Origin of the sequence: Pseudomonas sp. NPDC090233 (assembly GCF_044772285.1) — a bacterium.
Taxonomy (GTDB): Bacteria; Pseudomonadota; Gammaproteobacteria; order Pseudomonadales; family Pseudomonadaceae; genus Aquipseudomonas.
On sequence record NZ_JBIVYQ010000003.1, the window covers coordinates 1 to 14,781 of the forward strand.

The window sequence follows — 14,781 nt, forward strand, 5'->3', positions numbered from 1 at the left end:
TCGCCCAGTTTCCAGTCCTTCAGGTGCTTGGCGATCAGGCTCAGCAGCTCGTCCTTGACGTCCTTGTGGACGATCAGGCGCGAGGACGCCGAGCAGTTCTCGCCCATGTTCCAGAACGCACCGGCCGTGACGAACTCGGCCACTTCGTTCAAGTCTTCGCAGTCGTTCATGACCACGGCCGGGTTTTTGCCACCCAGCTCCAGCACGATGCGCTTGAGGTTGGATTCGGCGGCGTACTTCAGGAACAGACGGCCGGTGTCGGTGGAGCCAGTGAAGCTGACCATCGGGATGTCCATGTGGCGGCCAATGGCTTCGCCCACTTCACGGCCACCGCCAGGTACCAGGTTGAACACACCCGCCGGGATACCGGCTTCGTGGGCCAGTTCCGCCACGCGCAAGGCGCTGAGGGTGGTTTCCTTGGCCGGCTTGACCACGATCGAGCAACCGGCGGCCAGCGACGGGGCAATCTTCCAGGCCAGCATCAGCAGCGGGAAGTTCCACGGCAGCACCAGGCCGACCACGCCGATGGCTTCGCGCACGACCATGGTCACGGCAGCGTTGCCGGTCGGGGCAGTGGCGTCGTAGATCTTGTCGATCAGCTCGGCGTGCCAGCGGATGGTGTGGATGGTTTCCGGCACGTCGACGTTCTGGCACTCGCTGACCGGCTTGCCGCTGTCCAGGGCTTCCAGCACCGCCAGCTCGTGGGCGTTGTCTTCCAGCAGTTGGGCGAACTTCTGCAGCACGTGCTTGCGGTCGTTCGGCTGCATCTTCGACCAGGTGCCCGCTTCGAACACGCGCTTGGCTGCGGCGACGGCGACGTTGACGTCGTCGACGTCACAGGCGGCGACCTCAGCCAGCTGCTTGCCGGTAGCCGGGTTGGTGGTGACGAAGGTGCGCCCCGAAATGGCATCGCGGAATTCACCGTCAATGAATGCCTTGGTGCGCAGTTGCAGGTCGGCGGCGATGGCCGCGTATTGTTCCTTGCTCAGCAAATCAGCCATTTGCGTGCTCCTTATTTGATCTGGGCGATGGTGGCCTTCAGGGTGCTGACCACGCGCTGCAGTTCTTCTTTCTCGGCGGCGTCCAGCTCGGACAGCGGCTTGCGCACGCCACCGGTGCTCAGGCCATTGAGGGCCACGCCGTACTTGATCGACTGGACGAACTTGCCACCTTCGAGGAAGTCCATCAGCGGCATCATCGCGCTCATGATCTTGCGGCCCTTGTCGAAGTTCTTCTCGATCACACAGGCCTCATACAGGGCCACGTGCTCGCGCGGGATGAAGTTGGAACCGGCGCAGACCCAGCTCTGGGCGCCCCAGGCGAAGAATTCCAAAGCCTGGTCGTCCCAGCCGCACGACAGCTGGATGTTCGGGCGCTGGATGGCCAGGCGGTGCAGCTGGGCCATGTCGCCGGAGCTTTCCTTGATGGCGACGATGTTCTTCACATCAGCCACGGCATCGAAGAATTCCTCGCCCATGCTCACGCTCATGCGGCCTGGGTAGTTATAGAGCATGATCGGCAGGCCAGCGGCGGCGTCGACGGCTTTGACGTGCTGGGCGATTTCCTGCTGGGTCGGCAGCGCGTACGGCGGGGTACCCACCAGCAGCGCGTCGGCCTTGATTTCCTTGGCGTGCTGGGCGAACGCCACGGCGTCTTCGGTGCGGATGCCACCGGTGCCGACGATCAATGGCAGGCGGCCATTGAGCACGTCCTTGGCCTGGGCGGCCAGCTCGATGCGCTCCTGGGTGGTGTGCGCGTAATACTCACCGGTGGAACCACCGATGATCACGCCGTGGATTTTCGATTCGACCAGGTATTCGAGGACCTCGGCAAATGCTGCCTTGTCGATCGAGCCGTCCGCAGCCAGCGGAGTGATTGCCGGGGTGTAGATGCCTTCGAATTTCACGGTAGTTTCTCCAGTGCGTTGATCAGTGTTGTAAAAGGCCGCCGCGGATCGAGGCAGCGGCACGTTGTAGGGGTTCAGCCCAGCGAAGCGGCCTGTTGCAGGTTCAGCGAACGGGTCTCAGGGGCCAGGGCGATCGAGAAGGCCAGGCCGACGAAGGTGACGGCGGCGGCGGCATACATGGTTGCGCCGATGCCATAGCTGTCGAGGGCAATGGGTACCAGCCAGGTACCGACCGCAGCACCGACCCGCGACATGGAAGTGCCCACGCCCACGGCGCCAGCACGGATTTCAGTGGGGAACAGCTCGTTGGGGTAAACCAGCTGCAGCACCTGGGCACCACCGATGAACAAAGCATAGGCACCGAACAGCACCAGGATGAGCATCTCGTTGCCACTGCTGAAAGCGCCCAGGCCCAGCAGCGCCAGCCCCGACCAGAAGAAGCTGTGCAGCAGCGTGGTGCGCCGACCGATGGTATTGAGCAGGCGGGTGCCGATGATGCAGCCGACCACGAACAGGCAGGTGATCGCCACCGAACCGATCGAGGCCCAGTCACCCTTGAGGTTGAGCGCGCCCAGCACCTTGGGGGCGAAGGCGTAGACGGCGAACACCGGGATCACCGAGCAGGTCCAGAACATGGTGACGAACAGCATGCGTTTGCCGTAGCCGGAGTGCAGCAGGCTGAGGAACGACAGCTTGCGGGACTTTGGCTCCTCGGGCAGGTTGCGCAGGGAGAAGTCGTTGCCGTACACGTCTTTGATCACCTGTTCCGCTTCAGCCGAGCGGCCCTTGCTGATCAACCAACGCGGCGATTCGGGCGTGCCCAGGCGAATGGCGAACAGCAATGCACCGATCACGGCGGCGCTGGCCAGCACCAGGCGCCAGGCATCGTCTCCGCCGTGGCGCAGGATGGCTTCACCGATCATGTAAGCGGTGGCGGCACCGGCAAACCAAAGCACGGTCAGGGTGGCCAGGCGTGGGCCGCGGTTTTTCTTGGGCAGGAACTCGACCAGCAGCGAAGTCGCCACCGGGTATTCGATGCCCACCGCGATGCCGATGGAAAAACGCAGCAGGAACAGGGCCAGCGCCGACTCCACCCAGAACTGCGCGACCGAGGCGACGATGAACAAGGTCGGGCCGACGAAGAACACCCGTTTGCGGCCGAAGCGGTCGGTCAGCCAACCGCCGAAGAAGCCACCAAAGAAAATGCCGATCAGCGCCGAAGCGGCGATCATGCCCTGCCAGAAACTGGTCAGGCCCAGACCTGCGGACATCTGCACCATGGCCACGCCGATGATACTCAGCACGTAGCCGTCGACGAACGAGCCGCCACCGGAACGCAAGGTCAGCAATTGGTGAAAGCGGTTGATCGGTACATCTTCAATCGAAATATTCGGACTTGTCATTGTTGTTCCTACCACTTCATTTACATGCACGTTTTCAAGGCGAGCGCGTCCGCGAAACTGAAAACGTCTTCAGCCCCGGGTGACCGGATAGCGCATCTCGATCATCAATTTCGGGCAAAGCGAGCCCGTACCGGCCAAACAGGGCCGGCGTTAAAAATTCAATGGCCTAACTTGGTTAAGCGTCAGCTTTCCTTACCAGCGCGCATTTGCCCCCACATCAGGTTGGCGTTCAAGCCCAGGGATACCAAGGGCTGCGGTGGATTCGCACAAGGCCCGGGGGCATTGAGCAGAAATTCGATAAGTTCGTTCTTGTCACCGGCCAACCAGTCGGCCAGCAACTTGCCGGTGACCGTGCCACGGGTAACGCCCAAACCGTTGCAACACAATGCGCCGACAACATTGGGCGCCAACTTGCCGAAGAAGCCCATGTGGTTGCGCGAAAGTGCCAATGCACCGCCCCAGGTATATTCGAATTCAACACCCGGCAACATCGGGAAGCGCCGGGCAAAGGAATCGCGGTGGCGCTGAACGAAACGGTCGAGGTATTTGCGGTTGCTGCGCCCATCGGGGTTGTAGCTGAAGCTGTTGCGGATCAGCAGGCGGTTGTCGACCGTGCGGCGCATGGTGGTGCCGAACGGGTCTGCCGGGATCACGCCCCAGTATGGCTTGCCGCCCAGGCGTGCCTGTTCTTCCTCGGTCAGCGGGCGGGTGATGCTGCCGTAGGTGAAGACGGGCAGCATGCGGCCCTTGAGGAAACCGAAGCTCATGCCGAAGGCGTTGGTGGTGAGCACCAGCTTGTCGGCGGTGATCGAACCGTTGGCGTGGCGCAGCACCACCTTGTCGCCGTAGTCGACGTCGGTAATGGGGGTGTTTTCGTAGAGCGAAACGTTGCTCGGCAGGCTGTCGGCCAGCCCCTTCACCAGCGCCGAGGGCTGCAGCAGCGCCGTGCCGGGGGTGAACAGGCCCTTGCGGTAGAAGTGCGTGCCGATGTGCTCCGGCAGGTCGCGGCCTTCGATCACTTCATAGGGCTGGCCAAGTTTGTCCAGGCCACGGCGGTAGGCATCCAGCACGGCGATGCCACGGTCTTCAATGGCTGCCTGGTACTTGCCGCAGTGGCGGAACTGGCACTCGATGTCATAGCGCTCGATCAGTTCCTTGAGGTACGACTGGCCGCCAAGGTTGAGCTTGAGTACGGTCTTGGCGATACCGATGTCGCCGATGTAGTCCTCGGCGCCGATGTCGTGGGGCAGGTCGATGGCAAAACCGGCGTTGCGCCCGGAGGTGCCATAACCGACCTCCTGGGCCTCGATCAGTACGATCTCGTCGTCCGGAAAGTTCGTCGCCAGCTGGCGTGCTGCGGCCAGCCCGGTGAAGCCGGCGCCGACCACCACCCAGCGTGCCTGGCTGTGGCCGCTGTGTGCCGGCCGGGGCGTGCGGGGTTTGCTCAGGTGATACCAACCACAGGTGGCATCATCGGCAGGTAACGAACTTATTCTTGTCATGTCACTAACCTGGATCTTGTTGTTGACGAGCGGTCAGCGCCAACGGCGCAACCGGTGGAACTCATATCTGAATCGGTACATCCAGCGCTTGCGGTGCGGCGTACTCGGCCATGCGCCTGCGCGACAGCTCCATGTGCTCGCGCACCACCCTGCCGGCGGTTTGTGGATCGCGCTGTTCGATGGCGACGATGATCTGCTCGTGCTGCTCGCAGGCAAGCTCCAGATCGCGTTGCATGTCATCGGTGGTGGGATGGCGATAGAAGATCTTGCCCAGCCGTGTGTGGTCGATGAGGATTCGACGCAGGGTAGGCATGAGGTATTCGTTGTGCGCCATCTTGCCGATTTCCAGGTGGAAGGCGTCGTTGTAGAGCACGCGGTTTTCCACGTCGCGCTCTTCGATGGCCTGGCGGAACTGCGCCTGGATGGCCTTGAGCACTTCGATTTCGGCTTCGGTGGCGTAGGTGGCCGCCAGCTGAGTGGTGGCGACGTAGATGAGCGGTGCGGCGACATAGAAGCTGTGCAGCGATTCGTGGTTCATCGCGGCCACGCGCGGTGCGCGGTTGGCTTCCAGCTCGATGTAGCCTTCGGCGGCGATTTGGCGCAGCAGCTCACGGACCGGGGGGCGCGACAGGCCGAACTCGTCGCACAGGGCCAGTTCGTCCACCACCGCGCCTGGGGCCAGCTCCATGCTGAGGATCCGGCGGCGCAACGCTTCGGCGAGGACGGCCTTGCGGTCCTGCGGCACCTCTGCGGTGATGGATTCAACGGTGGCTTTCATGGCGGCCTTCTTTGTTGTCATAGACTTTGTCTACTATTTGTATAACGACTATATGGCACTGTTAGACAATGTGTCTACAGCATTTTCGATGAACGGCGAAATCTCTAAAAGCCCCTGATTTAAAGGGCTTGAGCGGGTTACAGAGGTGAGATTAAACACCCTTGAGACTGCATTGCCAAACCGGACAGGTAATTATCCAGACAAGACAAAAATGCAGAACCTATTGAGCCCCAACGAAAAAAGCCACCTGCAGAAGGTGGCTTTCATCCCGTCACCGCGCGAAGTCAGGCAGCCGCCAGGGCCTCTCGCCGCTCATGGCGCCGGCCGCTGATTACGCCCAGCACCAGGATCACCACTGCCAGGGCCAAGGTCAGCGACACCTCCATACGATGTTGCGGCATCACGAACATGGTCCCCAGGGCGAACACGATGAAGCCGATCACCGCGTAGGTCAGCCACGGGTACAGCCACATCCGGAAGGCGATCTCGACGTTCTGCCGCTGCAAGATGGCGCGCATGCGCAGCTGCGAGCAGGCAATCGCCAGGTACACCAGCAAGGCAATCGAACCGGAGCTTGCCAGCAGGAAGGCGAACACCTCAGCCGGTGCGAAGTAATTGACGATGGTGGCCAGGGCGCCGATCAGAGTGCTGCCGATCACCGCTGCGCGCGGCACGCCAACCTTGGAGGTACGCTGGATGAAGCCTGGGGCATCGCCACGCTTGCTCAGCGAGTAGAGCATCCGCGACGAGATGTAGATCGACGAGTTCAGGCAGCTGGCCACTGCCACCAATACCACCATGTCCACCAGGAACTTGGCATAGGGAATGTGCATGATTTCCAGCGCGCGCTGGTACGAGCCCTGCACCGGCAGCAGCGGGTCGTTCCACGGTACTACCGAGATGATCACGAAGATCGACAGCAGGTAGAAGACGCTGATCCGCCAGATCACCGAGCGGGTGGCCTTGGCGATGTTGCGCGCCGGGTCTTTGGACTCTGAAGCCGCGATGGTCACCGCTTCGGTGCCCAGGTAGCTGAACATGGTGGTCAGCAATGCGCCGATGATCGCCGTCCAGCCATTGGGCATGAAGCCGCCCTGCTGCTCCAACAGGCGCGGCAGGCCGCTGACCTCACGCCCCGGCAACACCCCAGCCAATGCCGCAGCACCAAGGACGATGAAGGCGACGATGGCGATCACCTTGAGCATGGCGAACCAGAATTCGAACTCGCCGTACTTGGCCACGCTGAACAGGTTGGTGGCGGTCAGCAGCACGGTCATGCTCAGGGCGAAGAACCAGGCATCGATGTGCGGGAACCAGTTGTTGAGGACCACGCCAGCGGCGATGGCTTCGATGGGGATCACCAGCACCCAGAACCACCAGTACAGCCAGCCGACGGTGAATCCTGCCCAACGCCCGATGGCGCGGTCGGCATAAGTGGAGAAGGAGCCGGTGTCGGGGCTGGCGACTGCCATTTCGCCAAGCATGCGCATCACCAGCACCACCAGCGCCCCGGCTAGTGCATAGGCGACGATGGCCGAGGGACCAGCGGCGGCGATGGCGTGGCCAGAGCCGATGAACAGCCCGGCACCGATCACCCCGGCAATGGAAAGCATGGTCACATGGCGTTGCTTGAAGCCTTGCGCCAGCTGATTGCCGGCGCCACTCGCGCTTGTCGTTGTCATCCTGATCCCTGCTTTTGTTTTTGTGGAGGGGGACGTGAAGCTCCTGGATCGAAACCCAGCGTGGATGAGCTTCGCGCCTGGTCAAGTTAATGCGCGATGGGCCTGGCCAGTTGCCCCAGTCCGCCATGCACTTTACCAGACCTGACATTGGCCAAGTTAAAAGGCGCATTGCAGAGCCATCGCCGCGCCTTGGTGAACCGCTCGGCATGCCGACTGAACGGCTACGGCAAATGACCGGTCACTTGCTTACATTTCGCAGGGAGGGTTTGTCATGCTCGATATTCATTCCAGTTCGGCCTCGGCAGAACACAATGTCCATGGCCTGGAGCGGGTTGGTTCCTTGGCCGGCGGGGCGCTGATGTTCACCAAGGGGCTGCGCCACGGCGGCCTGATCGGGCTGCTGCAGATGGTGGTAGGCGGCGTTGCGGTGGCGCGCGGGGTCAGCGGGCATTGCGGGGCCAAGGCCTGGTTCCTGCAGCATCGTCAGGAGTATCACCGGTTGCGCGCGGATATCGAGCGCAGTGCCGGGGAGCTGGAGGCGCTCAAGCGCAGTGCAGATTCGGCGATGCGAGGGGTTACGGTGACGGGGAAGGATCCGTTGGCCGGTAGTTGATGGGTTAACCATGCTGGCCTCTTCGCGGCTAAAGCCGCTCCCACAAGTACACCACCCGTGGGAGCGGCTTTAGCCGCGAAGAGGTCAGTACTGACAACAAAAATTTCAGCGCAGGGCCTTGCTCTGCAACACCTCGGACCGCCGCCCCAGCACGCTCTCGCTGATCTGCACGAACTCTTCAGTACTCACCTTCGGCAAGCGCATCAACGCCTGGGTCACATCATCCAACGAGCGCTTGGCCTGGGTATGAATGCGGATTTCCGTGTCCAACGCCTGCAACAGCAACACACCGCGCGCCACCTGCGCAGCGCTGGCATGTTCACCGCGCAGCTGCGTGACCTTGGCCCCCTGCTTCTGCAAACGCGCCTGCCACACCTGGTAGCGGTCATCGCTCACGCCCCCGGCGCGGCGCAGCAGCTCGTTGGCGTAATAATCGGTCAGGCTCTGGCCGAGCCAGTCGCTGTCGGCACTGACGCGAATCTGTGCAAACAGCTGAACCAGCTCGCGCAGCAACGGGCTGCTGCCACTCTCGCTGATCATCGGCCTGCCGCTGTGCAGGTACAGCGATCCATGCGCCGACATCGCCCCGCGCCACATGCCGTCGCGGGCACCGACCAGCAGCAGCTTGGGCGGGTTGCGCGGGAACACGGCCTGCAGGTGCGGCCAGACGAAGGTCAGCAAGGTCAGGCTGTCCATCCGGCGCATGCCCTGCCCCACGGGGGCCGCTACGGTCACCTCGGTCTCGCCAAGGCGTGCACGACGGCTACCGAGGTCACCGGCAAGCATCCAGCCGGTGGGACGGTCGAACAGGCGCGAAACGTTGTCGATACGGAATTTGTTATTGCCGACTCGCGGCCAGGAGGTTTCGATGCTCTTCCAGCCCTCGGGCAGGTCGACCGAGAGGCGCGCCACCAGTTCGGTGCCGTCCTGTTGATCGAGGCGTGCCGGCGGTATCAGCTGATCGCCGAGAAACAGCGCCCAGTGGGGCGTGATGCGCGAGGAATAGGCGCCGCTACGCAGTTTCTGGTCCAGATTGACCCGGTAGCTGAGGCTGGTCTTGCCCGCCGCCGGGCGCCAAACGCCGCGCTCGCCTTTAAGCTGCCACTGGCCGTCAGCCTGAAAACCACTGTAGGCCCCCGCCTTGCCCAGGTCGAAGTCGAGACTGCGCACAGCGCTGCCATCAGCCAGGGTCATGCGCACTTCGGCCTGGCCATTGGCGGGCAACAGGCGCACTTGATAGTCGAGATCGACCTTTTTCGCCCAGGCCGGCGTACAGGCCATGAGGCCCAGAAGCAGCAACAGCTGGCAACGCATAGCGAAACTCCTTGTTCCCAGAGACGAGCTGCGCCGCTCAGCTGGCGCGAAAGATCAGGTGGTCTTCCCAGTCGTCTTCATCCACATCCTGCTCCCTGAGCATACGCCCCGACTGGGAAATGCGCTGTTCATGGACCTGCTGGCGATCACCGCAGACTAGGTGATGCCAGGCCGGCAGGTCCTTGCCCTCACTGACCAGGCGATAGCCGCAGGTGCTCGGCAGCCACTTGAACTGGTCGGCCTTGCCTGGGGTGAGCTGGATGCAGTCGGGCACTTCGGCGAAGCGGTTGGGGTAGTCGCTGCACTGGCAGGTGTTCATATCCAGCAGTTTGCAGGCGATGCGCGTGTAATAGACGCTGTTGTCTTCCTCGTCCTCGAGCTTTTGCAGGCAGCACAGGCCGCAGCCGTCACACAGCGACTCCCACTCTTGCGGGTCGAGTTGTTCGAGGGTCTTGCGCCGCCAGAACGGCGCGCTTTCAGCGATCATCACACGGGTTTCCTGCAGTCATCTCGTAGGCCGCGGCGCGCGGCGGCGCCAGTCTAGAGCCTGGCCTTGCGCAACGCCAGACCGCTTGTCAGTACCGAGCGGACGCAGTAGCGTGCGGTCTTTCCCCGCCCGTTGCAGGAGCAGCCATGAGCGCCACCCCCCGCATTGCCGATTACGCCATCAACGAACAGTTCATCAACCGCTGGTCGCCACGGGCCTTCACTGCCGAGCCGATCAGCGAAGAAACCCTGCTGAGCTTCCTCGAAGCCGCACGCTGGGCGCCGTCGGCCTACAACTCGCAGCCGTGGCGCTTCCTCTATGCCCGCCGCGACACGCCGAACTGGGAGCGCTACCTGAACCTGCTGGTGCCCTTCAACCGCAGCTGGGCGCAACAGGCTTCGGCGCTGGTGCTGGTGATTTCCAAGACCACCTTTGCCGCGCCGGGCGCCAGTGAAGAAAAGCCGGCGTTGTGGCACACCTTCGACACCGGTTCCGCCTGGGGGCATCTGGCGTTGCAGGCGAGCATCAGCGGCTGGCATACCCACGGCATGGCCGGGTTCGACAAGGAACTGGCACGCAGCGAGCTGAAGGTGCCGGAAGGCTATGAGCTGCATGCCATGGTGGCGATCGGTAAATTGGGCGACAAGGCGAGCCTGGACGAGGGCCTGCAGGCGCGTGAAGTGCCAAGCCCGCGCCGGCCGCTGAGCGAGCTGGCGGCTGAGGGGGATTTCAGCCTTTAAATCTGGCATTGCCTGTTCTGGCCTCATCGCGGATGAATCCGCTCCTACGAATCCTGTAGGAGCGGATTCATCCGCGATGAGGCCAGCACAGGCTCACCCATCAGTAACCCTTGGCGAAATCCACTTCCCCACGCAACCCCTGCCCCGCCTGGTACGCCTGCACATTCTCGACAAACAACCGCACCATTGCCGCCGGCGAAGTGGGCGCCGAGCTGTGCCCGGTCAACAACAACCCCCAGGCCGTCCAGAACGGATGACGCTGCGGCAGCGGCTCCTGCCGACACACATCGATCACCGCACCCGCCAGATGCCCCTCCTTCAGTGCCTCGACCAGGTCGGCATCGACCACCGCCGCCCCGCGCCCGGCATTGATGAACAGTGCACTGGGCTGGAAACACTTGAACAGTGCAGCGTTGTAAATGTCATGGGTCGCCGGCGTATCCGGCAGCAAGTTGAGCACGTAATCGACCTGCCCGACCAACCGCGGCAAATCCGCCAACCCGCCCACTTCAATGAACGGTACCTGCTCGCGCGCCGTGCTAGCGATGCCGTACAGCATCACGCCAAACGGCAGGAGGAACTCGGCCACGCGCTGGCCGATATCGCCAGTACCCACGATCAGCACCTTGCGCCCTTCGAGCGTACGCCCCGGGCGGTCGTCCCAACGGCGCTCGACCTGGCTGACCAGGCGCGACAGCACCTCGCGCTCATGCCCCAGCATGTAGGTGAGCATGTACTCGGCCATCACCTGGCCGAAGATGCCGACCGCACGGGTCAGCCGGTAATCACGCGGCAAACCCTCTGCCAGCAACGGCGTGATGCCAGCCCAGGTCGACTGCATCCAGGCCGGCTTGTGGCCCTGGCGCAGCAAACTCGCCAGCAGGTCCGGCTGGCCCAGCCAGACCGGGCACTGCGGGGCCTGCGAGGCCAGTTCGGCGGAGTCGCCGCTGGTGAAGACTTCCAGCTGTGGCGCGGCTTCGCGCAACAGCTCGGCGTAGCGAGCATGGTCGTGCTCAGCGATCAATACACGCATGGTCAGACCGGATCGTTACGGCGCAGCAGCTCTTCGGGCAGGTGCTCGATGTACTCGTCTTCGGCTGGCGGCATCTGCAGGTGGTAGCCCTGGTTTTCCAGGTTTTCCAGCACCTTGGTGATGTCTTCGCGGGCCAGTTGGCGCTCGGGGGTCAGCACCAGGTCGAAGGCGTGCACGGGCTTGCCGAAGAACGGCAGCAGCGCCTCGGGCACACGCTCCAGGCCTTCGGCCTTGAGCACGTAAAGGTACATTTCGTTCTTGCGTGGGCTCTTGTAGATAGAGCAAATACGTTTCATCGGGTCTCTCCGGCACCTGCCAGGTCATCCAGCAGGGCCTGGCCCATCCGCTCACGGCGCCAGCCGCGCAGCGAATCGGGCAATTGATAGGGGCCGTTGGGGTAGCCGCTTTTGAGAAGGGCTTCCAGGGCTTTCTTGCGCAGCATCAGCTCCGGGGCGATGCCAAGGCGCTCACCTTCGGCCTGGCCGATGGCGCGCAGGCGCTTGAGGATGCCGGCGGCTTCGATCGGCAACGGCTCGGGCAGGGTCGCCGGCCATTGCTCGGACGGCTCGTTGGCGGCTTTTTTGATCAGTTCGAGCAGCGTGGCGCCATCCTGACGGATGGTGCGCGGGTGCATTTCTTCGATTTTGGCCAGCGCCGACAAGTTGTCCGGCTGGCTCTTGGCCATAGGCCACAGCGAGTGTTCCTTGAGAATGCGGTTGCGCGGTACATCGCGGCTGCGGGCCTCACGCTCGCGCCAGGCGCACAACTCGCGCAGCACGGCCAGTTGCTGAGGGCGCAACTTCCAGGCCAGCTTGACGTCGCGGTACAGCGTCTGCGGGTCGACTTCGCGGCGCAGCGCCGCCACCAGTTCGGCGCCGTCTTCCAACACCCAGGCGTACTTGTCGTCGGACAGCCGTGGGCGCAGGGCTGCGAACAGCTCGGCCAGATGCACGGCATCCTCGGCGGCGTAGCTGACCTGGGTCTCCGACAGCGGGCGCTGCAGCCAGTCGGAGCGGGTTTCGCCCTTGGGCAGCTCCAGGCCCAGCACCTCTTGAACCAGGCGCGAATAACCCATCGAGAAGCCCAGGTTCAGGTAACCGGCAGCCAGCTGCGTATCGAACAGCGGTTGCGGCAGCTTGCCGGTCAGGCGCAGCAGCACCTCGAGGTCTTCGCTGCAGGCGTGCAGCACTTTGACCACGCCAGCGTCTTCGAGCAGTTCACCCAGCGGCTGCCAGTCGTTGATCAGCAACGGGTCGATGAGGAAAGCCCGCTCGCCGTCGCCAATCTGGATCAGGCCGGCTTTCGGGTAAAAGGTGTCGACCCGCATGAATTCGGTGTCGAGCGCCACGAAGGGCAGCTTGCGCCACTTCTGGCAGAGTTCGGCCAGGGTCTGGTCGTCACGGATCCAGTGTATTTCGATGGCCACGAGGCTCTCCCACAAACATTGGCGCGCAGTATATACGGCGCGGGCGCTGCGGGTGAAACCTGGCGACCGCCGCGCCTCTCAGGATATTACAAAGAGATTAATCGCTCAGCGCTTGGCCGCCAGCCACGGGCGGCAACTGGCGAACAGGTCCAGCGACTGCTGGTAGACCTGGGTGTGCACCTGCAGCAGGCCGAGCATGGAGTGGAACAGGTTGTCCTGCGACAGTGGCGCATCGCTGAGTTTGGCCAGGCAGTCGGTGTCGAGGCCGAAATCCGCCTTGTAGCTGTCGGAGAACCAGGTCAGCAGCGGCACGTGTTTTTGCTGGTCAGGCGCGATGGCGTAAGGGGTGCCGTGCAGGAACAGGTTGTATTCACCCAGCGACTCGCCGTGGTCGGACAGGTAGATCATCGCCGTGTCGACCTTGTCCTGCTTGCTGCGCAGCGTGTCGATCAAACTCGCCAGCACCTTGTCGGTATAGGCCAGGGTGTTGTCATAGCCATTGATGATCTGCTGTTCGCTGCACTGGTTCAGGGCGTTGCTCTGGCACACCGGGGTGAAGCGCTCGCTGCCACTCGGGTAGCGCTTGAAATACTCGGGGCCGTGGCTGCCCATCTGGTGCAGCACCAGCACGGTGTCCTTGTCGAGGTGATCGAGCAGCTCGCCCAGGCCCTGCAACAGGATCTCGTCGTGACATTCGCCGTTGGCGCACAGCGCCGGGTCTTTCAGGTTGCTGACATCGACGAACTGCACCCGGTCGCAGGTGCCCTTGCAGCCTGACTGGTTGTCGCGCCACTGCACGGCCAGGCCCGCCCGCTGGAGGATATCCAGCAGCCCTTCGCGGCTCTTGGCCACACGGGCGTCGTAGTCCTTGCGCGGCATGCCGGAGAACATGCATGGCACCGATACAGCCGTTTCGGTCCCACAGGAGCGCACATCGGAGAACGCCAGCAGCCCTTGCTGCCTGGCCAGGTTAGGAGTGGTATCACGGCCATAGCCGAGCACGCCGAAGTGGTCTGCCCGCGCGCTTTCACCGACGACCAGTACGGTCAGCGATTTGCGCTCATGCTGCTGCCAGGCAGGATCGCGCCGAGCATCGGTGCCGTAAGGCTGGAAGGGTCTGGCGGCAGTACCGACACGCTCGCTGGCATAACTGATGGAAGCACCGACGATATTGCTGGGCGTGAGCATCAGGCGCAGTTCGTGGTGGTTGCGAAACAGCGACGACAGGCCTTGGTAGTTGACCAGGGCCACCGAGCCCAGTGCCACCACACAAGCGCCGCTAACGACAAGCTTGCCGAAGATTTCACGGTGCCAGGCACGATAGGCAATGGGGGCTTTCCACAGTAACAGTGACGGCACTACACCCAGCAATAACAAATAAGCGGCAAACTTGAAAGAGAGCAGATCGCGAACTTCCGCAACATTGGTTTCGGCCATATTACGAAACATGCCGGCATCAATAAGCACACCGTATTGATTCATGAAGTACGCAACGCCCGCACCACTCATGAACAACACGATTAGCAGGGGTTTCAACACATAGCGGAAAGCAAACAGCGTCAACACCAGATTGAACGCGAACAACATCAGCGCAGCAAATGCCAGGATCAACCACAGCCCAGGCAAACCGGAGGGTACCACCTGCTGCAGGTGTTCCCAGAGGAACACGTTGAAACCGATCAACAGGTAAACGCTGGCCAGCAGCGTGACCCATTCAGTCCGCAGGGATTTGAAGGTGAGCATGGGTATTGTTAATCCAGAGTTAGTATCAGCTCCCGGGCATCAGGCACCCAGGGAAAGTTGTCGAAACTCTAGAAAGCGCACCATCAATTTTTCGTGAAAAAGACGCCAACGAATCCGTGAAGTGGCGTCTTTCATCCATTAAATAACGTTCATT

General features: G+C 62.5%; 14 protein-coding genes. 2 read left to right on the forward strand and 12 right to left on the reverse strand.

What is annotated here, in order from left to right; all coding sequences use genetic code 11:
• The 6 genes from ACIQUF_RS08055 to gabP form a co-directional block, all read right to left on the reverse strand.
• On the reverse strand, positions 1–1,001 hold a 1,001-nt coding region (locus ACIQUF_RS08055; protein ID WP_403130348.1), incomplete at its 3' end, for an aldehyde dehydrogenase family protein.
• Positions 1,002–1,012: 11 nt separating this feature from the next.
• A complete protein-coding gene (locus ACIQUF_RS08060; protein WP_403130351.1) occupies positions 1,013–1,906 on the reverse strand; it encodes a dihydrodipicolinate synthase family protein in 894 nt (297 codons plus the stop codon).
• A gap of 74 nt (positions 1,907–1,980) precedes the next feature.
• Positions 1,981–3,309 carry an MFS transporter gene (locus ACIQUF_RS08065; protein WP_403130355.1) on the reverse strand — a complete coding sequence of 443 codons (1,329 nt, stop codon included), beginning with the start codon at positions 3,307–3,309 and terminating at the stop codon, positions 1,981–1,983.
• A gap of 182 nt (positions 3,310–3,491) precedes the next feature.
• A complete protein-coding gene (locus ACIQUF_RS08070) occupies positions 3,492–4,811 on the reverse strand; it encodes an NAD(P)/FAD-dependent oxidoreductase (protein ID WP_403130358.1) in 1,320 nt (439 codons plus the stop codon).
• Between the two features lie 61 nt (positions 4,812–4,872).
• On the reverse strand, positions 4,873–5,589 hold the full coding sequence (locus ACIQUF_RS08075; RefSeq protein WP_403130361.1) for a GntR family transcriptional regulator: 717 nt from the start codon (positions 5,587–5,589) through the stop codon (positions 4,873–4,875).
• Between the two features lie 284 nt (positions 5,590–5,873).
• A complete protein-coding gene (gabP, locus tag ACIQUF_RS08080) occupies positions 5,874–7,271 on the reverse strand; it encodes a GABA permease (protein WP_403130363.1) in 1,398 nt (465 codons plus the stop codon).
• Between the two features lie 271 nt (positions 7,272–7,542).
• Between gabP and ACIQUF_RS08085 the strand changes: the two genes are divergently transcribed.
• Complete coding sequence (locus ACIQUF_RS08085) at positions 7,543–7,884, forward strand: DUF2892 domain-containing protein (protein WP_403130366.1); 342 nt, start codon at positions 7,543–7,545, stop codon at positions 7,882–7,884.
• A 105-nt stretch (positions 7,885–7,989) separates the two neighbouring features.
• Here the strand turns inward: ACIQUF_RS08085 and ACIQUF_RS08090 are convergent, their stop codons facing one another.
• A complete protein-coding gene (locus ACIQUF_RS08090; protein ID WP_403130368.1) occupies positions 7,990–9,198 on the reverse strand; it encodes a hypothetical protein in 1,209 nt (402 codons plus the stop codon).
• 37 nt (positions 9,199–9,235) lie between these two features.
• On the reverse strand, positions 9,236–9,685 hold the full coding sequence (locus ACIQUF_RS08095) for a YcgN family cysteine cluster protein (protein WP_403130371.1): 450 nt from the start codon (positions 9,683–9,685) through the stop codon (positions 9,236–9,238).
• A 146-nt stretch (positions 9,686–9,831) separates the two neighbouring features.
• On the opposite strand from ACIQUF_RS08095, the gene ACIQUF_RS08100 reads away from it, so the two are divergent.
• Positions 9,832–10,425, forward strand: coding sequence for a nitroreductase family protein (locus ACIQUF_RS08100; RefSeq protein WP_403130374.1), 594 nt, complete (start codon positions 9,832–9,834; stop codon positions 10,423–10,425).
• Between the two features lie 100 nt (positions 10,426–10,525).
• On the opposite strand, the gene ACIQUF_RS08105 is transcribed toward ACIQUF_RS08100, so the two are convergent.
• The 4 genes from ACIQUF_RS08105 to ACIQUF_RS08120 all read right to left on the reverse strand — a co-directional run bounded on the left by ACIQUF_RS08105 (position 10,526) and on the right by ACIQUF_RS08120 (position 14,627).
• The gene (locus ACIQUF_RS08105) at positions 10,526–11,458 is read right to left on the reverse strand and encodes a D-2-hydroxyacid dehydrogenase (RefSeq protein WP_403130376.1); all 933 of its coding nucleotides are present in this window, start codon (positions 11,456–11,458) and stop codon (positions 10,526–10,528) included.
• Positions 11,459–11,460: 2 nt separating this feature from the next.
• Entirely contained in the window at positions 11,461–11,754 is a 294-nt protein-coding gene (locus ACIQUF_RS08110) for a YcgL domain-containing protein (protein WP_403130380.1), read from the reverse strand.
• Positions 11,751–12,884, reverse strand: a complete 1,134-nt coding sequence (gene rnd / locus ACIQUF_RS08115) for a ribonuclease D (protein ID WP_403130383.1) — start codon at positions 12,882–12,884, stop codon at positions 11,751–11,753. Before rnd ends, ACIQUF_RS08110 begins: the two co-directional genes overlap by 4 nt.
• A gap of 105 nt (positions 12,885–12,989) precedes the next feature.
• Positions 12,990–14,627 (reverse strand): phosphoethanolamine transferase, encoded by a 1,638-nt coding sequence (locus ACIQUF_RS08120; RefSeq protein WP_403130386.1) that lies wholly within the window; start codon positions 14,625–14,627, stop codon positions 12,990–12,992.
• Between the last annotated feature and the right edge of the window lie 154 nt (positions 14,628–14,781).